Annotated in this window: 22 protein-coding genes and 1 tRNA gene; 12 read left to right on the forward strand and 11 right to left on the reverse strand. The window is 69.7% G+C overall.

The genetic code is table 11. From position 1 onward, the window contains the following. Positions 1–2: 2 nt before the first annotated feature. The 3 genes from AB0B28_RS07065 to AB0B28_RS07075 all read right to left on the reverse strand — a co-directional run bounded on the left by AB0B28_RS07065 (position 3) and on the right by AB0B28_RS07075 (position 1,475). Positions 3–353, reverse strand: a complete 351-nt coding sequence (locus AB0B28_RS07065; RefSeq protein ID WP_360117862.1) for a hypothetical protein — start codon at positions 351–353, stop codon at positions 3–5. A gap of 171 nt (positions 354–524) precedes the next feature. Further along, positions 525–815 (reverse strand): 4a-hydroxytetrahydrobiopterin dehydratase, encoded by a 291-nt coding sequence (locus AB0B28_RS07070; RefSeq protein WP_360117865.1) that lies wholly within the window; start codon positions 813–815, stop codon positions 525–527. 48 nt (positions 816–863) lie between these two features. After that, the gene (locus tag AB0B28_RS07075) at positions 864–1,475 is read right to left on the reverse strand and encodes a carbonic anhydrase (protein WP_360117868.1); all 612 of its coding nucleotides are present in this window, start codon (positions 1,473–1,475) and stop codon (positions 864–866) included. 232 nt (positions 1,476–1,707) lie between these two features. Between AB0B28_RS07075 and AB0B28_RS07080 the strand changes: the two genes are divergently transcribed. Then, positions 1,708–2,376, forward strand: coding sequence for a winged helix-turn-helix transcriptional regulator (locus tag AB0B28_RS07080; protein ID WP_360117871.1), 669 nt, complete (start codon positions 1,708–1,710; stop codon positions 2,374–2,376). 1 nt (position 2,377) lies between these two features. Here AB0B28_RS07080 and AB0B28_RS07085 read toward each other — a convergent pair whose 3' ends face one another. Further along, positions 2,378–3,190 carry a putative hydro-lyase gene (locus tag AB0B28_RS07085; protein WP_360117874.1) on the reverse strand — a complete coding sequence of 271 codons (813 nt, stop codon included), beginning with the start codon at positions 3,188–3,190 and terminating at the stop codon, positions 2,378–2,380. Between the two features lie 189 nt (positions 3,191–3,379). Between AB0B28_RS07085 and AB0B28_RS07090 the strand changes: the two genes are divergently transcribed. Further along, positions 3,380–6,409, forward strand: coding sequence for a BTAD domain-containing putative transcriptional regulator (locus AB0B28_RS07090; RefSeq protein WP_360117877.1), 3,030 nt, complete (start codon positions 3,380–3,382; stop codon positions 6,407–6,409). Between the two features lie 80 nt (positions 6,410–6,489). Then, entirely contained in the window at positions 6,490–7,470 is a 981-nt protein-coding gene (locus tag AB0B28_RS07095; RefSeq protein WP_360117880.1) for a zinc-binding dehydrogenase, read from the forward strand. A 591-nt stretch (positions 7,471–8,061) separates the two neighbouring features. Here AB0B28_RS07095 and AB0B28_RS07100 read toward each other — a convergent pair. Both AB0B28_RS07100 and AB0B28_RS07105 read right to left on the reverse strand, forming a co-directional pair. Next, on the reverse strand, positions 8,062–9,252 hold the full coding sequence (locus tag AB0B28_RS07100; protein WP_360117883.1) for an MFS transporter: 1,191 nt from the start codon (positions 9,250–9,252) through the stop codon (positions 8,062–8,064). 180 nt (positions 9,253–9,432) lie between these two features. Then, positions 9,433–10,281: a helix-turn-helix transcriptional regulator gene (locus AB0B28_RS07105; protein WP_360117886.1), complete on the reverse strand. Its 849-nt coding sequence runs from the start codon at positions 10,279–10,281 to the stop codon at positions 9,433–9,435. A 101-nt stretch (positions 10,282–10,382) separates the two neighbouring features. Here AB0B28_RS07105 and AB0B28_RS07110 point away from each other — a divergent pair, with 101 nt between their 5' ends. After that, positions 10,383–11,129, forward strand: coding sequence for an SDR family oxidoreductase (locus tag AB0B28_RS07110; RefSeq protein WP_360117889.1), 747 nt, complete (start codon positions 10,383–10,385; stop codon positions 11,127–11,129). Positions 11,130–11,566: 437 nt separating this feature from the next. Here AB0B28_RS07110 and AB0B28_RS07115 read toward each other — a convergent pair whose 3' ends face one another. The 3 genes from AB0B28_RS07115 to AB0B28_RS07125 are packed head-to-tail and all read right to left on the reverse strand — an operon-like array spanning position 11,567 to position 12,928. Then, positions 11,567–11,773, reverse strand: coding sequence for a DUF397 domain-containing protein (locus AB0B28_RS07115; RefSeq protein ID WP_360118309.1), 207 nt, complete (start codon positions 11,771–11,773; stop codon positions 11,567–11,569). A gap of 46 nt (positions 11,774–11,819) precedes the next feature. Continuing rightward, positions 11,820–12,065: a DUF397 domain-containing protein gene (locus AB0B28_RS07120; protein ID WP_360117892.1), complete on the reverse strand. Its 246-nt coding sequence runs from the start codon at positions 12,063–12,065 to the stop codon at positions 11,820–11,822. Continuing rightward, positions 12,065–12,928, reverse strand: coding sequence for a helix-turn-helix transcriptional regulator (locus AB0B28_RS07125; protein ID WP_360117895.1), 864 nt, complete (start codon positions 12,926–12,928; stop codon positions 12,065–12,067). Before AB0B28_RS07125 ends, AB0B28_RS07120 begins: the two co-directional genes overlap by 1 nt. A 313-nt stretch (positions 12,929–13,241) precedes the next feature. Here AB0B28_RS07125 and AB0B28_RS07130 point away from each other — a divergent pair, with 313 nt between their 5' ends. The 4 genes from AB0B28_RS07130 to AB0B28_RS07145 all read left to right on the forward strand — a co-directional run bounded on the left by AB0B28_RS07130 (position 13,242) and on the right by AB0B28_RS07145 (position 15,774). Continuing rightward, positions 13,242–13,526, forward strand: a complete 285-nt coding sequence (locus AB0B28_RS07130) for a hypothetical protein (protein ID WP_360117898.1) — start codon at positions 13,242–13,244, stop codon at positions 13,524–13,526. Then, positions 13,516–13,812 (forward strand): hypothetical protein, encoded by a 297-nt coding sequence (locus AB0B28_RS07135; RefSeq protein WP_360117901.1) that lies wholly within the window; start codon positions 13,516–13,518, stop codon positions 13,810–13,812. The genes AB0B28_RS07130 and AB0B28_RS07135 overlap by 11 nt, the downstream gene beginning before the upstream one ends. Before the next feature lie 139 nt (positions 13,813–13,951). Further along, positions 13,952–14,749, forward strand: a complete 798-nt coding sequence (locus tag AB0B28_RS07140) for a type II CAAX endopeptidase family protein (protein ID WP_360117904.1) — start codon at positions 13,952–13,954, stop codon at positions 14,747–14,749. A gap of 245 nt (positions 14,750–14,994) precedes the next feature. After that, a complete protein-coding gene (locus AB0B28_RS07145; RefSeq protein WP_360117907.1) occupies positions 14,995–15,774 on the forward strand; it encodes an SDR family NAD(P)-dependent oxidoreductase in 780 nt (259 codons plus the stop codon). Positions 15,775–15,807: 33 nt separating this feature from the next. Here the strand turns inward: AB0B28_RS07145 and AB0B28_RS07150 are convergent. Further along, positions 15,808–15,881 (reverse strand) — tRNA-Ile (locus AB0B28_RS07150). A gap of 319 nt (positions 15,882–16,200) precedes the next feature. Between AB0B28_RS07150 and AB0B28_RS07155 the strand changes: the two genes are divergently transcribed. The 4 genes from AB0B28_RS07155 to AB0B28_RS07170 are packed head-to-tail and all read left to right on the forward strand — an operon-like array spanning position 16,201 to position 20,399. Further along, complete coding sequence (locus AB0B28_RS07155; RefSeq protein ID WP_360117910.1) at positions 16,201–17,565, forward strand: branched-chain amino acid ABC transporter permease; 1,365 nt, start codon at positions 16,201–16,203, stop codon at positions 17,563–17,565. A gap of 11 nt (positions 17,566–17,576) precedes the next feature. Then, positions 17,577–18,620 (forward strand): branched-chain amino acid ABC transporter permease, encoded by a 1,044-nt coding sequence (locus AB0B28_RS07160; RefSeq protein ID WP_360117913.1) that lies wholly within the window; start codon positions 17,577–17,579, stop codon positions 18,618–18,620. 58 nt (positions 18,621–18,678) lie between these two features. Next, positions 18,679–19,536 (forward strand): ABC transporter ATP-binding protein, encoded by an 858-nt coding sequence (locus AB0B28_RS07165; RefSeq protein ID WP_360118312.1) that lies wholly within the window; start codon positions 18,679–18,681, stop codon positions 19,534–19,536. Between the two features lie 8 nt (positions 19,537–19,544). Further along, the gene (locus AB0B28_RS07170) at positions 19,545–20,399 is read left to right on the forward strand and encodes an ABC transporter ATP-binding protein (protein ID WP_360117916.1); all 855 of its coding nucleotides are present in this window, start codon (positions 19,545–19,547) and stop codon (positions 20,397–20,399) included. Between the two features lie 392 nt (positions 20,400–20,791). On the opposite strand, the gene AB0B28_RS07175 is transcribed toward AB0B28_RS07170, so the two are convergent. Then, positions 20,792–22,051 (reverse strand): ABC transporter substrate-binding protein, encoded by a 1,260-nt coding sequence (locus AB0B28_RS07175; RefSeq protein WP_360117919.1) that lies wholly within the window; start codon positions 22,049–22,051, stop codon positions 20,792–20,794. Between the last annotated feature and the right edge of the window lie 186 nt (positions 22,052–22,237).

A 22,237-nucleotide genomic window follows, 5' to 3' on the forward strand; every position in this document is an offset into this window, starting at 1 on the left:
GTCTATCGCCAGCGCTCCACCAGGGTGATACCGGCGTAGATGCAGGCCACCACGATGATGAGGGCGACGACGACCAGGACGCCGCCGACGAAGCGCTGGATCTCCAGTTCGCGTCCGTAGCGCACGGGCCCGCGCCAGCGGCCGTAGCGCCAGTGGTCGCGGCCCTGCTTGTAGTCGGCGGCCACGTCTTGGAGGAGCGCTTGGAGCTCGGCCACGGTCTCGGCCCGGCGGGCGAGTTGGCGGCGGAGGCGGTACTCCTCGGTGTCGATCTCGCCGCGGCGGCGGGCGCGGGCGAGCCGGGTGAGGGTCGTGCGCTTGGCGGCGCCTGTGGCGCGGGCGTCGAACGTGTCCATGACGTGCTCCCACCTGTACTGATGTCCATCATGACAGACATGAGGACGTTGGGTGTTCCCCGTTCTCGCAGGTGGTACACATTGGGCGCGCTGGCGCATCACCTTGCGCAGCAGTCACTTCCAGGCGAGCGTCAGGGCCGCGCCGAGACGGCGCGGCCCTGCCGGTTCGGTTCAGTCCAGGAGGTCGGAGATCGCCCGCGCGAGGTCGGTGTCCTTGGCGGAGACCTGGTGCCCGGCCGAGTGGGTGGTGGTGGTGACGCGGAGCTTGTCGTAGTTGATCGCCAGGTCGGCGTGGTGGTTGCGGCGCTCGTTGAGCAGGCCCACCGCGGTGGCGGCGGCCAGCGCGTGGAGGTGCCCGTCGAAGGTCCAGGTGGCTTCGAGGTGGTTGCCGACGTGGCTCCAGCCCGGGAGTTCGGAGAGGGCCAGTTCGATCTCGGCCTCGGTCAAGGGTTGATCGCTCATGTCCCGATTCTCGCAGCAGCCGGGCGCGGCGTCTCGGCCTCGTCCCGTTCAGTCCTCGTCGACGAGGGTGACCTGGCCGGTGTCGAGGTCGTAGACCGCGCCGACGACCAGGACGCCGTCGAGGTGCTCGCGGCGGCTGAGGTCGGCCACGGTGCGGCGCACCTGGAGGCGCAGGGCCTTGGGGGCGGCGTCCTCGCCTTCGGCGGATTCCTCGATGGCCTGGGACGCGGGCTGCCAGAGCTGTTCGACGAGGTAGCCCGAGCGCGGGTCGTGGGTGTCGGCCTCGACGGCGTTGAGGGCGGCGTTGATCGCGCCGCACCTTTCGTGGCCGAGCACGACCACCAGGGAGACGCCCAGTTCTGCGGCGGCGAACTCCAGGGAGCCGACGGCGGCGCGGTCGGGCACGTGCCCGGCGGTGCGCACCACCAGGAGCTGGCCGAAGTCGCAGTCGAAGACGCTCTCGGCGGTGACGCGCGAGTCGATGCAGGTGAAGACCACGGCGCTGGGGGTCTGGTCGGGGGCCGCGTCGCGGGCGGCGACGATGTCGCGCTTGTAGCGGGGCTCTCCGGCCACGAATCGGCCGTTGCCTTCGAGGAGGCTCAGCAGGGTCGAGGCGGCTCGGTGGTGCTCCATCAGCGAGGAGGCGGTCAGTTCTGGCACGCCCTGAATGGTGCCGTACTCGAAGGGCTGGTGCAAGCGCGACGGGCGAGGCGTCACGCACCTTTAACCGACCTCACGTTACCGGTTCGAGATCTTCAGGTCATTTAGGAGGACTTGCCGCTCGCAGAAGCGGACCATAGGATGGACGCACACTACCGCGAGGCGGTCTGCCTGCGGTTTCATCGTCTTCTTCGTGCGGCCCGCGAGTGGCCTCGAATCCCGGGAGGAATCCGTGCGCACTTACGGCGACGGCTGTCCGGCCGCCCACGCGCTCGACCTGGTGGGCGAGCGGTGGTCGCTGCTCATCGTCCGCGAGCTGCTGCTGGGGCCCAAGCGGTTCACGGATCTGCGCGGCGGGCTGCACGGCGCGAGCGCGAACGTGCTCTCGCAGCGGCTGCGGGAATTGGAGGCGCACGGCGTGATCTCCAAGCGGCGGCTGCCGCCGCCGGCCGCGTCGAAGGTGTACGAGCTGACCGAGTGGGGCCGCGAGCTCGAAGCGCCGATCGTGATGCTGCTGCGGTGGGGCGCGCGGTCGGCGGCGATCCCGCTGGACGCGCCGATGGGCGCCGACGCGCTGATCCTGGCGATGCGCAGCCTGTTCATGCCGGTCGCGGCCCGGGGCTTCGACGCGGCGTTCGAGCTGTGGGTCGGGGACCGGCCGTTCATCGCCGAGATCATCGACGCGCAGCTGATCCTGGCCCCGGGCAGGCCCGAGCACCCGCACGCGGTGATCCGCACCGACGCCGAGACGTTGAAGCGGCTCACCCTCGGCGGGCGCAGCCTCGACGTGTCGCTGCACGCCGGGCGCGTCACCGTCCAAGGCGACCAGGCGATGGCCGAGCGGTTCCTCGGGCTGTTCCGCCTGCCCGAACCGGCCGCCGCCTCCGCGAACGCCATGTAGCTCAACGGGTCGAGGCCGGGACGGTGCCGGCGAACTTGATCCGCCGGTCGGTGATGAGCATGTGCCCCGGCGCGTGCGTGATCGCGAACGGCAGCTTGGCCCCCACGACCGCTTCCTGGAGCGTCACGCCGCAGGCCCAGAACACCGGGACGTCGTCGGGCCCGAACTCGACCGGGTCGCCGAAGTCGGGGCGGGAGAGATCTTTGATCCCCAGCGCCGCCGGACTCCCGATGTGGATCGGCGCGCCGTGGGCCAGCCTCAGGTCCCGGGTGACCGAGATGGCGCGGTTGACCAGTTCGGCGGGGATCGGCCGCATGGTGACCACGAGCGGGCCGCGGAACCGCTCGGCACCCAGGCACCGCCGGTTGGTGCGGTACATCGGCACGTTCAGGCCCTGTTCGGTGTGGCGCAGCGGGACCCCGGCGCGTTCCAGCAGCGGCTCGAACGTGAAGCTGCACCCCAGCAGGAACGTGACCAGGTCCGAGCGCCACAGGCCGACCACGTCGGTGCGGGTGCCCAGGAGCTGGCCGCGGCTCCACACACGGTAGGCCGGGAGGTCGCGGCGCAGGTCCGCGCCCTCGGCGAGGTCGGTCGTGAAGCGCCCGGCCCCGACCACGGCCAGCAGCGGGCAGGCCCGCGGGTTGCGCACCGCGAAGCGGCGCAAAGCGATCGCGTGCTCCCGTGGCACGCTCACCAGGTTCGCCTGGACGTATCCGTGGGACCAGCCGCTCGTGGGGGTGACCAGTCCGCTGCGGAACTCGGCGCGGGCCTGGTGGGGCAGGGCCATCGCCTCGGGACGCTGTCTCGTGAACATCGTTCCTCCTCTGCTCGACACTTCGAGCTTCGAGTCCGACGCGTCAAGACCTTCACGAGTCCTTCACGAGAGCGAGACCGGCGACCGGATCGTCACGCTCCGAAACCCATTGCGACCGTTCCCAAATGATCACCAATTGCCCATAGACTGGAATCTGCCCACGCCTCCGCCCCGCATTGGAGGTCGCGCTTGGACTTTGCGATCCTCGGCCCGTTGCAGCTCGCATGGGAAGGCCAGCCCGTGCCGCTGCCGGGCCGGACCCTGCCCAGGCTGTTCGCCGTGCTGCTCTTGGAGGCCGGGCACGTGGTGGCGCTGCCGCGCCTGGTCGACGCGCTGTGGGAGGACGACCCGCCCGCGACCGCCAGGCGCCAGGTCCAGAACCTCGTGGCCGCCGCCAGGTCCAAGCTCCAACCGGCCGAGGGCTGCGAGATCGAGAAGATCGGCGAGGGCTACCGGCTGCGCGTCAGGCCCGAGAACGTGGACGCGCTCAGATTCCAACGGGCCGTGCGCATCGCACGCGAGCAGGTCGCGGCCTCCGAACCGGGGGCCGCGCTCGCGACGCTGCGGGAGGCGCTGGCGATCTGGCGCGGGCCCGCGCTCACCGGGTTCAGCGGGCGGATGCTCGAATCGGGGGCGCTGCGCTGGAACGAGGAGCGCGCCGCCGCCGAAGAGGACCGCGCCGAACTCGAACTCGACCTCGACACGAAGGCGGCGGTCGTGGCCGACCTGCGACGAGTCCTCGACGACCACCCCTATAGGCAGAGGGCCGCCGAGCTGCTCATGACCGCGCTGCACCGCGAGGACCGCACCGTCGAGGCGCTGGAGGCGTACGAGGCGATCCGCCGCCGCCTCGCCGACGAACTCGGCATCGACCCCGGGCAGCGCCTCAAGGACCTGCACACCGCGATCCTGCGCGACGACCCGGCGCTGCGCGCGAGCCCGGGCCCCGAGGCCGGGCCCGCGCCCCGGCGCAAGCTCCCCGCGCCCGCGCAGCTCCCGGCCGACAGCGTCCACTTCACCGGCCGCCGCGACGAACTCGCGGCCCTCGACCTGCTGCTGGAGCCGGGCCCGCGGAAGGCGGTGCTGTCGGGGATCGGCGGCGCGGGCAAGACCACGCTCGCGCTGCACTGGGCCCACCGGGTGCGCGAGCGGTTCCCCGACGGGCAGCTCTACGTCAACCTCCGCGGATCGGGCCGCAGCGCCCCGCTGACCCCGCTCGACGCCATCGCGGGTTTCCTGCGGGCCCTCGGGATGGGCTCGGAGGCGATCCCCTCGGACACCGACGAGGCCGCGGCGCTGCTGCGCTCGCGACTGGCCGACACCAAGACGCTCATGGTCCTCGACAACGCAAGGGACTCATCGCAGGTCACGCCGCTGCTGCCGGGGACCGCCGGGTGCGCGGCCGTGGTCACCAGCCGGTCCCGGCTGCCCGACCTGGCCGCGCGGCACGACATCCGGCAGATCACCGTGGGCGCCCTGGCCGCGGGCGAGTCGGTGCGGCTGCTGGAGAGCCTCATCGGCGAGACCCGCGTCGCGGCCGAACCCGAGGCCGCTTCACGGATCGCGGGGTTGTGCGGCGGGCTGCCGCTCGCGCTGCGGATCGTGGGCACCAACCTCGCCGGGCAGGCCGGGACCACGCTCGCCGAGACCGCCACGGCGCTCGCCGGGCGCGACCGGCTCGCGCACCTCGCCGTCGAAGGCGACCCCACCACCACGGTCGCGGCCGCGTTCGACCTGTCGTTCCAGGCACTCGACCCCGAAGAGGAACTGCTGTACCTGAACCTCGCGTGCCTGCCCGGCGCGGACTTCTCCAAGGGCCTGGCGGTGGCCTTGGCCGCATGGGAACCCGAAGCGGCCGAACGGCTCCTGGCCCGGCTCGTGGCCTCGCACCGCATCGACGAGTACCGGCCGGGCCGCTACCGGTTCCATGACCTCGTGCGCGACTACGCCCGCCGCAAAGCCGAATCGGGGTTCGACGCCGCCGCGCTGCAACGACTCAGAGAGCAGACCGTCGACTGGTACGCCAAGGGCACCGCGCGGCTGCCGGTCGAGGAGTACCGCAACATCGTGGCCACGTTCCTCGAATGGAACGGGCACCCGACGGTGTCGCGGCTGCTCAGGAGGCTCATCGCGTTCGCCAAGACCGGATACCGCGACGAGACTTCGCTGTCGGACTCGCAGTACGAGCTCCCCGGGCTCGCGCACGTGGCCGAAAGGGGCATCGAGACCGGGGTGCGCTCGGGCGACCCGATGGACGCGGCCAGGGCGTACGCACTCGCCGACGCCGTCGCCTACGCGTCGGGCGACCTCAACTCCTCCAAGGTCTACGCCGAGAGGACCCTGGACTACCTGCGCCGCACCCCCGACGGCGACCGCACCGGCAAGGCCCGCAGCGACCTCGGGACCACCTTGACGCAGATGGGCCGCTACCGGGAGGCCGTGTCGATCCTGCGGGAGGCCGCCCTGGCCGCTGAGCGGTCCGGGGAGCGCTGGGTCCGCGTGGAGGTGCTCACCTCGCTGGGGACGGTGCTGCGGCGCATGGGACTCTTCCCCGAGGCCGAATCCCACCTGCGCCGGGCCCGCGATCTCGACGCGAGCGCGCCCGAAGGCCCGACCACGGTGTACCCGCTGCTGGCGCTCTCGGAGCTGTACGTCGACCAGGGCCGCATCAGCGCCGCCGAGGACCTGTGCCGCGAGATCGCCGAGATGCTGCGCGTCCACCCGTCGAACTACTACCGGTCCCGGCTCTACTTCCGGCAGTTCGCCGTCCACCGCGCCGACGAGGACTACCTGCGGGCCGAGGCCGCGCTGCTGCACGGGCTCGAACTCGTCGAGCAGGTCAACAACTCGCGTCACCAGCTGGTGTACACGTACTGGCTCGCGGAGCTGTACGTCGACACCGAGCAGTACGACCAGGCCGAGGACGCGATGCGCCGCGTCGCGCACCTGAACCGGTACGAGACCTCCGAGTCACTGGCGGTGAAGGCCCGGGTCATGTGCCGCCTGCTGACCGCCACGGGAGACCTGGGGCGGGCCGTCAAGATGGGCCGCCAGGCCTGCGACGTGTTCGCGGCCATGCCCGACCCGCTGCGGCAGGCGCGGAGCCTGCGGGCGCTGGCGCGCGCGTACCGGGCCGCCGGGCTGGAGGAGGCGGCGGGCGAATGCGAGGCCGAGGCGCGGGACCTGTTCGAGGCCTTGGGGATCGACCCGAGCCGCTGAGTCCAGTCGGTCGACTGATGCGGTCCCAGTCGGCCCGCTCCTAGGGTTGGGCGCACACCCACCGATGAGAAGAGGTCGACATGCACGCCATCCGCCACCATGCCTTCGGCGGCCCCGAGGTCCTCGTCTACGAGGAGGTCCCCGAGCCCGAGCCGGGCCCCGGCCAGCTGCGCATCGCCACCCGGGCCGCCGGGGTGCACCTCTTGGACACCACGTTCCGCACCGGCGCGAAGGACAGCCCGTACCCGCTGCCGGAGCTGCCAGCGATCCCGGGCCGGGAGGCGGCCGGGGTCGTGGACGCGGTCGGCGAGGGCGTGGACGAGTCGTGGATCGGCAAGCGCGTGGTCGCCCACCTCGGGTTCGCGTCGGCCGGGTACGCAGAGAAGGCCGTGCGCGAGGTCGAGTCCGTGCACGAGATCCCCGGCGACGCGGACTTCGCCGAGGCTGTGGCGATGATCGGCACCGGCCGCACCGCGCTGCTGATCCTCTCGGTCGCAGCGGTGACGAAGGAGGACGTGGTCCTCGTCCCGGCCGCGGCCGGTGGCCTGGGCACGCTGCTCGTGCAGGCGTCGAAGCGGGCCGGGGCGTACGTGATCGGCTTGGCGGGCGGTGAGGACAAAGTGCGGCAGGTGGCCGCGAACGGCGCGGACGCGGCGATCGACTACCGGGCCGAGGGCTGGACCGACGTGCTCGACCGGGCCTTGGAGGGCCGCGAGGCGAGTCTCTTGTTCGACTCGGTGGGCGGCGAGGTGGGCCGGGCGACGTTCGACCGGCTGGCGTTCGGCGGTCGGATGGTCGTGTTCGGCTGGTCGGCGGGCAAGGCGACCGAAGCGACGGTCGAGGACATCGTGGGCAGGGGCCTGACGGTCACCGGAGCGCTCGGCCCGAAGCTGCTGGCGAAGTTCGGCGGCCTCAAGGCGCTGGAGGAGCGATCGCTTGAGGAGCTGGCGGCGGGACGGCTGCGCCCGGCGGTCCACAGGTTCAAGCTGTCGGAAGCGGCCGAAGCGCACCGGGCGCTGGAGCACCGGGGCACGACCGGCAAGGTGATCCTGGAGCCGTGAACGCAGTTCGGAGGACCCTTTCGGGTCCTCCGAACTGCGTTATGACGCATGCGGTCGAGCGGCGAGTGCGACGGAATCGCGACGGCAAGGGCCACAGCCTGGCGGCCGCCCCGGCCGAGCCGGTGACCCTCCGACGCGAGCGGGACCGCCACGCAAAGGTGACCTCGGCCGGGTTCACGCCACATGCGCGCTGAAACTCGCCCGCCGCGCAGCGACCGCCCCGGCCGAGCCGGTGACCGCCACCGTGAGCGAGGCGCTCACGGCCGACCGAACCGGCGTCACCGCGACCGCGAGCCCGACTGCTGCGGCCGCCCCGGCCGAGCCGGTGACCCGCCGACGCGAGCGGGGCGCTGCACGCTCGACCGAACTGAGCTCACCGCGACTGCGACCACGAGCGGAATCGCGACGGCCGCCCGGAGTCATCGCGACCGGGAGCGAGACTGCGGCGGCCGCCTCAGTCGAGCCCGTGAGCGCCACCGTGAGCGAGGCGCTCACGGCCGACCGAACCGGCGTCACCGCGACCGCGAGCCCGACTGCTACGACCGCCTCGACTCGCTCCGCCCGCGTCGCCCGCTTTCGCTTCGCCTCTGCTTACGAGGCCGTGACCAGTTCTGCCGGGGCCACCGTCGGGACCGTGGACTGGGCGTGGACCCTTGCCAGCGGGATCGACAGGGCCAGGCCCGCGAGGGCCAGGCCGACGCCGACGAGGATCGGGGCCGTCAGGCCCAGGCCCGCCGAGAGGGCCAGGCCGCCGAGCCAGGCGCCGTTGGCGTTGGCGAGGTTGAAGGCGGCGTGGTGCATCGAGGAGGCCAGGGACGGGGCCTCGTGGGCGCCGTCGAGGAGCAGGCGCTGCATGATGGGGCCCACCAGCGAGGACGAGGTCGCCATCAGGAAGACCCCGGCGATCGCCAGGACCGGGTTCGACATCGAGAACGCCATCATCGTGAGCACCACCGCGATCGCGATGAACGCGCCGAACAGGCCGCGGATCGGTGAGCGGTCGGCGATCTGGCCGCCGAGCACGTTGCCCACCGTCAGGCCGAGGCCGAAGATCGCGAGCGTGACCGCGATGGCCACCGCGCTCAGACCGGTGATCTCTTCGAGGATCGGCGTCAGGTACGTGTAGGCGGCGAACATGCCGCCGAAGCCCACCGCGCCGGTGATCAGCGGCAGCAGGACCCGCTTGGAGCCGATCGCGCGGACCTCGTCGCGGGCCCGGGTCGCCACGATCGTGCCGCGCGTGTCGGGCACGGTCAGCCAGATCGCGGCGGCGGCCACCAGGCCGAGCGCTGCCACGGCAGCGAAGATCCACCGCCACGAGACCTGGCCGACGACCAGGGTGCTGATCGGGACGCCGACGATCGTGGCGACCGTGAGTCCGGACATGATCCCGGCGATCGCGCGGGCGCGGCGCTCGTAGGCGACCAGACTCGCGCCGACCACCGCGGCCGCGCCGAAGAACGCGCCGTGCGGCAGGCCCGCCACGAAACGCGAGGCGAGCAGCGTCGAGAAGTCGGGGGCCAGCGCGGTGGCGAGGTTGGCGACCGCGAACGCGCCCATGAGGCCGATCAGGAGCGGCTTGCGGGGGACGCGGGTGGTGAAGACGGTGAGCAGCGGCGCGCCGAGCACGACGCCGATGGCGTAGGCGGAGACGGCGAGGCCGGCCTGGGCGAGCGAGACGCCCGCGGAAGCGGCGAGCTGGGGAAGGATCCCCATGACGACGAATTCGGCGGCGCCGATGCCGAACGCGCCGATGGACAGGGCGAACAGAGGCATGCGCATTGGAAGCAGCTCCGATGGATGAGGAGGGACGCTGAGGCTGTCACCGGCTGCGTCCTTGCCGTACCGGTCGCTGATCAAGATCGGGAGGTTGTGGTTCCTCCACGCCAAGCATAAGAACACTCGTTGGTCGAGCAAAAGTCCCGGAGGTGAAATCCGGGCGTGATGTCCGTCGCGGCGCGGTTACGAGCGGCGCACGGGGGCGTCAATCGTGACCGGCATCGCCTCACGCACCGAAGCGAACGCGTGAGCTGTGGGTGAGTCCGGTTGCGGCACATAGACGATGAGTCGCAGCGCGGTGCCCGGCACGTCGAGGACCTGGCAGTCGAACTCCAGCGGCCCGTACTGGTGGTGGTCGACGCGCTTGGTCTGGACGCGGCGCACGGCCACTTGGTGGTCGGCCCACATCTCGCCGAACTCGGGACTCGCGCGCAGGAGCTCGTCGACCAGGGCGCGCAGGTGCGCGTCCCCGGGGCTGCGGGCCAGCGAAGCGCGCAGGTCGGCCACGCAGTCCTGGAGGAACGCGACCGTGGTCGGGTCGGCGAGGTTCCGCGCGGCGTGCGGGCCGGTGAAGTTGGTGCGCAGGATGTTGCGGTTCCCGGGGGCGAGCAGCGAGAGGAAGCCCATGAAGCGGTCGGCCACGGAGTTCCAGGCGAGGATGTCGTACGACGCGTCGATCGCGTACGCGGGGTAGTCGCCGAGTCCGGCCAGGAGGTTCGCGATCGTGGGCGTCACGGTGCGGCTCGACTCGGATTCGGGCAGCTCATCCACGAGGTGGAAGAGGTGGGCGCGCTGGTCGCGGTCGAGCATGAGCGCGCGGGCGAGCGCGCCGAGGACCTGCCGGGAGGGTTTGGGGCCGCGGGCCTGTTCGAGCCGGATGTAGTACTCGATGGAGATCCCGGCGAGCTGGGCGACCTCCTGGCGGCGCAGGCCGGGCGTGCGGCGCCTCGGCCCCTCGGGCAGGCCCACGTCGCCGGGCCGGATGGCGGCGCGGCGGGTGGTGAGGAAGTCGGCGAGCTGCTTGCGGTCCATGCGTCAATGGTCCCGCGTTCGGGGCCCGGGAGCCAGGTACGGGAAGTACCACCATAAGCGGTGCTCTTTGCGGGTCGCGTGATCGGGCGCAGGCTCGGGGCATGGACAAGAGAACTGCACTCATCACCGGAGCGAACAAGGGCATCGGCCTGGAGATCGCGCGCGGCCTCGGCGAGCGGGGCCTGCGGGTCCTCGTCGGGGCCCGCGACACAGGACGCGGCGAGGCGGCCGCGGCGCTGCTGCGCGGGGAGGGCCTGGACGCGGTGTTCGTCCACCTGGACGTCACCGACGAAGCGACGATCGCCGTGGCCGCCCAGCGGATCGCGAGCGAGTTCGGGGGCCTGGACGTGCTGGTCAACAACGCCGGGGTCGCGCTGGGCGAGATCGGCGACCACACCAGCGACATGGCCACGGCCACTGCCCGGGCGGTCTTCGAGACCAATGTCATCGGGGTCATCGCGGTGACGAACACGCTGCTGCCGCTGCTGCGCGAGTCGGAGGCCGGGCGGATCGTGAACGTCTCCAGCGAGGTCGGCTCGTTCGGTTTCATGACCGATCCTGAGCAGCCGTTCGCGGGGATGGAGGTGGGCGCCTACGGGGCTTCGAAGTCGGCGCTGAACATGATGACCATCTCCTACGCCGTCGAGCTCAAGGACTCCACGGTGAAGGTCAACGCGATGACCCCGGGCTACACCAAGACCGACTTCAACCACAACACCGGCTGGCGCTCCCCGCAAGAGGCCGCGAAGGTCGCGATCGACCTGGCCCTCATCGGCGAGGACGGCCCCTCGGGCGGGTTCTTCCAGGAGGGCCTGGACTACCACGCGGACACGAAGGTCCCCTGGTAGATCGACCGTCGAGCCTTTAGGTGGTGCGAGTGCCGCACCGCGACCCCGGCAAGCCGAAGGTCAACGCACGCAGTGTGAGACTGCCGGGCAACCAACCCCGACGAGGACGCCAGCAGCGCCAGGACGACAAGTTATCCACAGCCCCAGGCTTGAACGTGTCACCTGCTCACGGAGTTATCCACAGCCAAAAAGTTTTCCTTGAGGCTGTTGACTTTCTGTGTAAAGCTTGCCCCAGTTTTGGTGTAGGTAGGCGGTGAGTAGGGGAACCGCGCGGACCGCCACAAGACTCGGGCGCGGGGTGGCTCCCGCGTCCGGGCACCTCCACCAGACCGCGCAGCGCACAACTGGATACGAAGCGAGGGCCGGAGCCCCGCCAGGCCCCGGCCCTCGCTCACACACACGACATCGGGGATCAGCGGATGCCCACGGTCGATCGGTCAGCTGGTGAAGTCGAACTCGCCGTCTTTGGCCCCGGCGAGGAAAGCGGACCACTCGGCCCGGGTGTAGACGATCACGGAACCTTCGGGGTGATGCGAGTGCCGCACCGCGACCCGTCCGGAGCCATCAGCGAGGGGACCGGCCTCCACACACTGCCCGCCACCACTCTGACTGCGGGTGCTCTTCTGCCAGCGGATACCCGCCAGTTCAAGTGCGGTGAGCTGCTGTTCGGTCGCCACGGGGGCCTCCGGGTTACTCGGTGAAGTCGAACTCGCCATCCCTGGCTCCAGCCAAGAACGCAGTCCATTCTCCCCGGGTGTACACGATCACGGAACCCTCAGGATGATGCGAGTGCCGCACCGCGACCCGCCCCGAGCCATCAGCGAGGGGACCGGCCTCCACACAGCTTCCGCCGTTATTGGTGCTGCGAGTGCTGATGCGCCATCGGATACCGGCCAGCTCTTCGCCCGAGAGCTCTTGCCTGGTGCCGGTCGTCATCACTTGATCTCCCTCAAAACGGCTTTGATCAGGGCATTCGATTGCTCGGGGTTGAGCGCGCTCCTCCACAGATCCTCCCACGCACGCTCGAAGCGCTCGACGCGAGGTGCTTCGATGTACAAGCCTCCACCCAGCGATTCGACATAGGCGACGCTGGACAGCTCATACGGCATTTCGAACAGTGTGAAGCTGCCAAGGTGCCCTGAGTGGGGGCCGTGATCGGTGGGCATGACCCGGATTTCGACATTGTCGCTCTCGCCGACTTCGACTAGACGCTCAAGCTGCTCCCGCATGACCTTCAGCCCGCCGATGGGGCGGTGAAGCACATGTTCCTCGATCAACGCCGCGAACGGCTTGGAGTGTTCGCCGCTAAGCACACGTTGGCGTGCAACCCGAAGCTCAAGCCACTGCGCGATCTGTTCCTCAGATTCGGTGTCCTTCTCGGCGTTGCGGATCACAGCTTCGGCGTAGCTGGGAGCCTGGAGGAGACCGTGGAGAACCAACGCTTGATACTCACAGATGCGTTCCGCGCGCGATTCTAGCCACGGAACATTGATGAAATCGTCCACAACCGCTGTGGCGTAGGGGTCCCACCAGTCGGTTCGCCACAGGTCTTCGCATAGCTGCATTACACCCGCGCGGGTTGACTCGTCTGAGACCCGATAGAAGGTGAGCAGCGCGATGACATCGCTGCGGCGGATCGGGTATTCGCCGTTCTCGTACCTGCTCAACACCGATCCGTCGCGCTGGATGAAGTCGGCAGCCTCATTGAGGTTGTAGCCCTTGGCCTTGCGAAGGTCACGAAGGATCTTGCCGAGCCACTGCGACCGCAGGCTGGGTTCCGGTCCGGGTTTGCGTGCCATGCGACCTCCCGTCGCAGCGTGTCGCATACCCGACACGCCGACATTTTTCCTTCGACACAAACTTGTGCCAACAGCATGGTTGTGTCATGATACCAACTAAGCATGAGAGGCTCATCGCGGGATTCCGGTGACAGGGTTCGCGGGATGGGACATTTCGTGTCCACCAGAAAAAGCCGACCGGGGCGGGATCAGGTTCCTACGCCAGTGGCCCCGCCCCGGTCTCGTAGACAGCGGAGGTAGATCCGTGTCCAGAACCATTGTCGCGCACACACCCGACAATCCCAACCGAGATGGCCGCCCGGCAAGTCAACTCGTGCGCGGGACCTTCGGGGACCAGCAGCAGCACTTCACCGTCCGGGCCTCCTCCGAGACCGCGCCGGACTCGTTCCATGTCTCGGTGGCCGACAACCCGGCCGACCTCGTCCTGATCGTCTCCGGCCTGACCACCGGCCATCTGCACGCCACCTGGGGCGAGGGCTGGCGGGCCTTCGCACCCGAGTGGAAGGCCTGGTTCGAAGACTGCGCGTTCGGCATCTTCTACAACGGCCGCGTCGCGGGCCGGCCCAGGCCCGGGCAGGTGAGGTTCTGTGAAGGATGAATCCGCCAAGTCCGACCCGCACCCCGACCAAGACGGCTGGCTCGGCGACTTCCGCCGGGGCCCGGCCGTGTTCTCGGTCCACCGGGAGCTGTCCGGGGCCCATCCGCTCGGCCCGTCCGACTACCGCATCGAATGCAACGACGGCGCCGGGCCTCGCCTGATCTGCCGCTTCACCGACGAACCCGAAGCCGTCCCCGAATGGCTCGGCGCGTGGCGCGGCGACCAATGGTGCCCGTGGATCCTCGCCCAAGCCCACCGGCTCATCGCCGCACCCGAGAACACCTGAAGAACAGCGACACACCGCGACAGGCGCAGGGCCCGGGCTTCGCCCGGGCCCTCGTCTCGCGGAGGCGCGGCGGGTGGAAGTGGCTGGAGTGGAATAGGCTCGCCGGGCCTTTACACCACCCGTTCGAAGGGAATCCATTTTGAGCGCCCCTGTTTCAAGACCCGAGGCGACCGGTTCGCCTTGGGTCCCGCTCGTCGTGTTCGTGCTCGCGTCGTTCGTGTTCTCCGGGGTCCTGGGCGTCGTCCAGGGCCTGTCCGGGGTCGACGCGGAGCTGTTGACGTTCGCGCAGTTCGGTCCCGCGCTCGGGGCCGCGTTGACGTGGATCGCGTTCCGCAAGCGGCTGCGCGCGTTCATGCCCGAAGCGGTGTCGGGTCGCCAGGTCGGCGCGCACACCGTCCTGATGGTCCTCGCGGTCGCGGTGTTCGCCGCGATCAGCGTCGCTCTGGTGCTCGCGACCGGCGGTGAGATCGAAGGCGTCGCAGCCGTGGCCGGTTCGCCGTTCGTGCTGTACCTGGTGTTGCAGCTGGTCGGAGCGACCGGCGAGGAGATCGGGTGGCGCGGTTTCATGCAGCCCGCGCTCGAATCGCGGATGCGCCGGTTCACCGCCGCGCTGGCCACCGGCGCGGTCTGGGCAGTGTGGCACGTGCAGATCTTCACCGCGGGCCCGGCCGTGGCCGGGGCGTTCATCGTCTCGACGCTGGCGTTCTCGGTGCTGTTGGCGTTCATGGGCAACGGCTCGGCGTGGCAGCGGATCCTCACCGCCGCGATCGGGCACTGGCTCATCAACGTCTCACTGCACACCGTGGCCGGCGAGCGCGTCAACGAGTCGCCGCAGGTCTACATCACCGTGGCCGCGGGCGTGGTCACCGCAGCGGTGTTCCTGGCGCTGTTCGCCGCGGCGCAGCGCAAGCGTCGCGCCAAAGCCGTCCCGGCGTAACGCCGACCCGGCGACCGGCCCTCGTCTCGCGGAGGTGGGCTCGCGGCGGCGGCCTTCAGCTCGGTCGCAACCGACCGGCCCTCGTCTCGAGAAGGTGGGCTCGCGGCGGCGGCCTTCTACTCGGTCGTTCCCGACCGGCCCTCGTCTCGCGGAAGCGGGCTCGCGGCGGCGGCCTTCAACTCGGTCGTTCCCGACCGGCCCTCGTCTCGCAGAGGCGGGGGCCGCCGCGTCGATAGACTCCCCCGATGAGCGAGGAACGATCGGCTTCGGGGCCAACGGCACTGGTCACCGGCGCGGGATCGGGGATCGGGGCTGCGTTCGCGCGGGCCCTTGCGGGCGAGGGGTATCGGCTGGTCCTGGTCGATCGCGACGAGGCGCGGCTGAAGGCCGTCGCGGGCGAGTTCGGCGCGGAGACGGTAGTCGCCGACCTGACCGCCGAAGCCGACCTCGCGCGCGTCGAAGCGCGGTGCCGCGAAGGCGTGGACCTGCTGGTCAACAACGCCGGGTTCGGGCATCCCACCGAGTTCCTCGCCACCCCGGTCGAGGCCGAGATCGCGATGGCCCGGCTCCACATGGAGGTGGTGCTGCGCCTGACGCTCGCCGCGCTGCCATCCATGATGGAGCGACGCAGTGGCGGCGTCATCAATCTCGCCTCGGTGCTCGGGTTCTTTCCGAGTTCGACCTATTCGGCCAGTAAGTCGTGGGTCGCGAATTTCAGTCGGTCGGCGGCCCGGAGCACGCTTCCTGCGAATGTCGCCGTCACCGCGCTGTGCCCCGGTTTCACCCGCACCGCCTTCCACGACAGCGCCGGGATGGACATGACCGGCATCCCCCGCTTCCTGTGGCTCGATGCCGACACGGTCGTCGCCACCGCGCTGCGGGACTGGCGAAGAGGCAGGTCGCTGAGCATCCCCGGGTGGCAGAACAAGACCATCGTGGCCCTGGCCCGCCTCCTACCGATGCGGCTGGTCGACCGGATCATGACCACCTCCGGCAAGCGCCCCCTGGCCGTCCGGGCCCGGTGACGCGGAAGGCCCCGCGATGCGGGGCCTTCTCGGTAGGGCAGGCAGGACTTGAACCCGCGACCCAGGGATTATGAGTCCCCTGCTCTAACCAGCTGAGCTACTGCCCCGAGCGGGCAATATCGTCTCACACCCGGCGGTCGCCCGGTGGCCCCAGGGCCGCGGGCCCGGCCGCTGACACGCGATGTTCACAGGCACCGCATCGTCCGGCAACGGAGTCGTGGCACACGAGCGAGCCGCCGCCGTCCCCAGCGGTAACATCTGGGCCACATTTGCAACGGTTCTATAACGAGACCCGTGTTTGTAAGCCAGGTCTCTTTAAGATCCGACTCACTCCCGCCTTTTTCGTGTTTCTCGAACGTTCCACGGAGGCGGGTTCCGACGCCCGAAACCTCCCGAGGGGGCCCATTGAGACGTGCAGTGTTGTTGATGTCGGCTGCGTTCGCCGGCCTGTTGCTGGGGTTGGGGGTGAACAGCAGCGCGGTGGCGCAGGATGCCTTCGGCGTCCGCGGCACCCTGGAGAACCAGCAGGACGAACCCATCGCAGGGGTCTCCATCACCGTGACCGACGCGACCGGCAACGAAGTCGCCACCGCCCAGAGCGCCGAAGACGGCACCTGGGCCATCCCGCTCGAATCCGGCGGGACCTACACGGTCACGCTCGACGAGTCGACCCTGCCCGACGGGCTGCTGGTCCGCAACGGCCGGCCGCAGCTCGAAGTCGAGGTCAGCTCCGACCGGACCGTCCTGTTCCCGCTCGACACGCAGCTGGCCGAGGGCGTCACGCCCCAGGACCCCGGCGAGTCCACCACCGGCGAGGACGGGGCCACCAGCGCCCCTGAAGACGAAGACAGCGCAGACCCCGACGAGGCCGCCGACGGCGAGGCCCTCGGCGAGATCGAGGACGAGAGCGGCGCGACCCGCGTCGTCAGCCTCCTCGTCTCCGGCCTCCACTTCGGCCTGATGATCGCCCTGGCGTCCGTGGGCCTGTCCATGGTCTTCGGCACCACCGGCCTCACCAACTTCTCCCACGGCGACCTGGTGACCTTCGGCGGCGTCATGGCGCTGCTGTTCAACATCACCTTCGGCCTGCCCGTGTGGCTCGCGGCCATCGCCGCGGTCGTCCTAGGCGCCGCCTTCGGCTGGGCCCAAGACGCGGGGCTGTGGAAACCGCTGCGCAAACGCGGCACCGGCCTGGTCACGATGATGATCATCTCGATCGGCGTGGCGATGCTCATCCGCTACGCCACCTTGTTCTTCGTCGGCGGCGAACGCCAGCGCTACAACGAGTACGTGGGCCAGAAGCCCTGGGACTTCGGCTGGCTCGTGGTGACTCCCAAGGAGGTCGTGACCGGCTCGATCGCTCTGGTGGTGTGCATCCTGGTCGGCTTGGCGCTGGTGTTCACCAGGCTCGGCAAGGCGACCCGCGCGGTCGCCGACAACCCGGCCTTGGCGTCCTCGACCGGCATCGACACCAACAAGGTCATTCGCCTGGTGTGGATGATCGGCGGCGCTCTGGCGGCGATGTCGGGCGTGTTCCTGTCGATCAGCGATGGCGTCAAGTTCGACATGGGCCAGCACCTGCTGCTGCTGATCTTCGCCTCGGTGGTCCTCGGCGGCCTCGGTACCGCGTTCGGCGCGTTCCTCGGCTCGATGATCATCGGGGTGTTCGTGCAGATGTCGACCCTCGTGGTCGCGCCCGAGCTCAAGTACGTCGGCGCGCTGGCCATCCTCATCATCATCATGCTCACCAGACCCCAGGGCATCCTGGGCCGACGCGAACGAATCGGTTAGGGGGCTTGGCGATGGATTGGCAATTCGTATTCAGCCAGGCGCTGACGCAGGCCATCGGACCGACGATGATCGTGTACGCGCTCGCTGCGATCGGCCTGAACCTCCAGTTCGGTTACACCGGGCTGCTCAACTTCGGCCAGGCCGCGTTCGCCGCGATGGGCGCGTACGGTCTGGCGCTCACCGTGGCGTCCTTCGGCCTGCCGTTCTGGTGGGGCATCGCGATCGGCCTCGTCGCGGCCGTGGTCATGGCGTTGCTGCTGGGTATTCCGACGCTGCGGTTGCGGGCCGACTACCTGGCGATCGTGACGATCGCCGCGGCCGAGATCGTGCGGCGGCTCATGCGGGCCACCGTGTGGTCCGACACCACCGGCGGCTCGGACGGCATGCGCGGCTTCTCGGAGCCGTTCTTCAAGATGAAGCCGTGGTCGGACGACGCGACCTGGTCGTTCGGGTTCGTGTCCATGGACAACGGCCGACTGCTGGTCGACCTGGGCATCGTGAACTTCCAGTACTCCAACCGCGACCTGTGGATCCTGGTCGTCGGCTGGGTGCTCATCGCGGTCATCCTGGTCATCATGGGCCTGCTCGTGCACAGCCCGTGGGGCCGCGTCCTCAAGGGCATCCGCGAGGACGAGGAGGCCGTCAGGAGCCTGGGCAAGAACGTGTTCGCCTACAAGATGCAGGCGCTGGTCTTCGGCGGCATCATCGGTGCGATCGCGGGCTTCATGTTCGCGCTCAGCCGCGCGAACGTCCAGCCCGACACGTTCTCGACGGACTTCACGTTCTACTTCTACGTGGTGCTCATCCTCGGCGGCGCGGCGCGGCTCTTCGGGCCCGTGCTCGGCGCGGCCCTGTTCTGGTTCCTGTACAACCTGATCGCCCAGGGGCTCAACCAGGCCATCCGGGCCGATGTGATCCCTTCGAGCGTGCTGGACTCGACGCAGGTCGGGCCGCTGGTGTACTTCCTGCTGGGGCTGGGCATGGTCCTGCTGCTGATCTACCGGCCGCAGGGGCTCATCGGCAACAAGAAGGAGCTGATGTTCGATGTCCGATGAACAGCAGATCGAGCCCGGCGAGCAGTCGGAGGTCGAAGTGGACGAGGCGTCCGAGCCGATGTCCGGGGAGCAGCGCACCGGCATCACCGCGGCGCGCGAGGCGCTGGCCGGGGTCCCGGCCGAGCCTGGAGCGCCGAAGGCGGACGCGATCCTCACCGCGACCGGGGTGCGGCGCGCGTTCGGCGGCCTCGTGGCCGTCGACGTCGAGCACCTCGAGGTGCAGCGGGGCTCCATCACCGCGCTCATCGGCCCCAACGGGGCTGGGAAGACCACGTTCTTCAACCTGCTCACCGGTTTCGACCGGCCGAGTCAGGGCGAGTGGGACTTCAACGGGCGCAAGGCCAACCGGATGCGGTCCTATCAGGTGGCGCGGGCCGGGATGGTGCGCACGTTCCAGCTGACGAAGGCGCTCACGCGCATGTCGGTCATGGACAACATGCTCATCGGCGCGTCCTCGCAGATCGGGGAGCGCATGTGGGCCGGGCTCATCCCTCCTTTGTGGAAGCAGCAGGAGGCGGCGAACCGCGAGAAGGCCCTGGAGCTGTTGGAGCGGTTCAAGCTCATCGACAAGCGCGAGGACTACGCGGGCGAGCTCTCGGGCGGCCAGCGCAAGCTCTTGGAGATGGCGCGGGCGCTCATGCTCGACCCGAGGATGGTCATGCTCGACGAGCCGATGGCCGGGGTGAACCCGGCGTTGAAGCAGTCGCTGCTGGAGCACATCAAGGGGCTGCGCGAGGAGGGCATGACGGTCCTGTTCGTGGAGCACGACATGGACATGGTCCACGAGATCGCCGACTGGGTGGCCGTGATGGCCGCCGGGCAGCTCATCACCGAGGGCACGCCGGACCAGATCTCGGCCGACCGGCGCGTCATCGACGCCTATCTGGGCGCGCACCACGACGCGGCCCAGCGTTAGGAGACGACATGAGCGACAACGAGAACCAGCCGGTCGAGGGCGTGGTGGAGGGCATCGGCCCGACGGGCGCCCCGATCGACGAGTCCATCGAGTCGGACACCGAGGTGTGCAGTCGCGAAGGGCACGTGGCGGCTTCGGTCGACGCGTTGCTGCGCGTCGACGAGGTCACGGCCGGGTACATCCCGGGCGTGTCGATCCTCAACGGCACCGACCTGTACGCCAACGAGGGCGAGCTGGTCGGCATCATCGGACCCAACGGGGCCGGGAAGTCGACGCTGTTGAAGGCGATGTTCGGCCTGGTCGGGATCACCTCGGGGACGGTGGAGCTGCGCGGTGAGGACATCACGAACCGCAAGGCGCACCAGCTGGTCCCGCTGGGGGTCGGGTTCGTGCCGCAGACGAACAACGTGTTCGCGACGCTGACGGTGGAGGAGAACCTCGAGATGGGGGTCTTCTTGCGGCCGAAGGCGTTCCGGGAGCGGTTCGACTTCGTGACGGACCTGTTCCCGGTGCTGGGCGACCGCCGCACGCAGCGGGCCGGTTCGCTCTCGGGCGGCGAGCGGCAGATGGTGGCGATGGGCCGGGCGCTGATGATGGAGCCGTCGGTGCTGCTGCTGGACGAGCCGTCGGCGGGGCTGTCCCCGGCGATGCAGGACGAGGTCTTCTTCAACACGAAGCAGATCAACCAGACCGGGGTGACGGTGGTGATGGTGGAGCAGAACGCCCGCCGTTGCCTCCAGATCTGCGATCGCGGTTACGTGCTCGACCAGGGCCGCAGTGCCTACACCGGTCCGGGTGCGGGCCTGATCGACGACCCGAAGGTCGTGGAGCTGTACCTGGGCACGCTCGGGAAGGCACGCTAGAGGAAGCGAGAGAGCGCCCCCGGAGTCCGAGAGGACGCCGGGGGCGTTTCGCTTGCGGCGGGCGAGGAACGGTGGCGGTCGACGACACGCTGCCCCACGGGAAAGGCCGACCGCCGCCACTGGCGAGGGCGAGAAGGCGTGCCGCCCCGCTCGCTTCGCAGGGCGTGCACCGCCGAGACCGAGCTTCGCTCGCCGCGAGCGATCGCGGTTCGCCGCCTCGCGATGCCGCCGCTCGCCGCCGCCCGGCTCCACCCGCCGCGCCGCTCACTCCACCCCCGCCTCGCTCCCGTGCGCTGCGGCCTCCACCGTCCTCGTACGGGCACGATCGAGCCCCCCGGGTCCTGTGGTCCCGGGGGGCTTTCTGTTCGCGTGCGGTCGGCCTTGGGGCTCGCTTAGCCGTTCAGGTCGCCGAAGCGGTACTCGAGGTTCTGGTAGGTGTTGTCGGCGAGGTACTCGTAGATGCCGATGGTGGCGGCGGTGACGTCACCCTCGGGCGAGAACTCGATCGGGCCGGAGTAGCCCTCGTAGTCGATGTCGGCGGAGCTGTCCTCGGCGAGGAGCGTGGCGCACTCGGTGAAGCCGGTGCACTTGGTGCCGCCGGAGCTGACGTCGATCAGGTTGTCCTTGATCGTGTCGGAGTCGAAGCTGCCGCCGGCGATCGCCGCGAGCGCGGCCAGGGCGGTGGCGTCATAGGACTCCGAGGCGTAGGTGAAGTCCTTCAGGTCCGGGTTGATGTCGAGCAGGCGCTCGCGGATCGGCGTCGGGTCGGCGCCGGGGAAGGTGCCCTTGGTGCCCACCAGGAAGCCCTCGGGGAAGTCCGCGGTGTAGTCGGCGAGGTTGCCGTCCACGAAGTACCACGGGATGTCCTGCGAGGAGAGCCCGCCTTCGGCGAGCGCCGGGCCCAGGTTCACGATCTCGTTGAAGGTGATGAGGACGACCGCGTCGGCGTCGGCGGCGGCGAGCTCGCTGACCTCGGCGGAGAACTCGGCGGCGTTCGGGTCGTAGATGGTCGTCAGGACCACTTCGCCGCCGAACTCGGTGAGGTTCGCCTCGATCGAGGCGGCCAGGCCGGTGCCGTAGGCGTCCTGGAGGGCCAGGATCGCGATCTTCTCGTGGCCGTCGGCGATCAAGGTGTCGGCCATGACGCGGCCCTGGAGGATGTCCGAGGGCGCGGTGCGGAAGTAGTAGTCGCCGCGCTCGTACGTGGTGAAGTCCGGCGAGGTGTTCGCCGGGGAGATCTGGACGATCCCCTCTTCGTAGAGCTTGTCGATGAACTGGAACGACACGCCCGAGGAGGCCGCGCCGATGACGACGTCCACGCCCTGCGAGATGAGCGCGTCCGCGGCCTGGCTGGCGATGTCGGTCGAGGTGTCGCCGGAGTCCTCGTGGAGGACCTTGACGCAGTTGTCGAGGACCCCGCCGAACTCGTTGATCTCCTCGATCGCGAGGTCGACGCCGGCGAACTCGGGCGGGCCGAGGTAGGCGAGCGAGCCGGTCTGCGGCAGGATCGTGCCGACGGTCATGCCGTCGCCTTCGGTGCAGGCTCCGCTGCTGTCGGAATCGGAGCCGGCGTCGTCGCCGCAGGCGACGAGCGCGAACGCGGCGACGCTCGCCGTACCTATGGCGAGTAGCGCTCGGGGAAAGCGGGACATGGTTTCTCCTAGCTAGTGTTCGAGATGGATCCGCAGGTGGTCATGGAGGTTGACGTGATCCGAGTTACACCCTAAGGCAGGCGGGGTGGTGACACCAGACACTGTGACCACACCCGGCCCTGTTTGTGATGGCTCCGTGACCTTTCCGAGCGGGTATTGCAATTCCTTTTCACCCTTGGGAAGGAC

The sequence above is a fragment of the Glycomyces sp. NPDC046736 genome, assembly GCF_040645615.1.
Lineage (GTDB): Bacteria > Actinomycetota > Actinomycetes > Mycobacteriales > Micromonosporaceae > Glycomyces.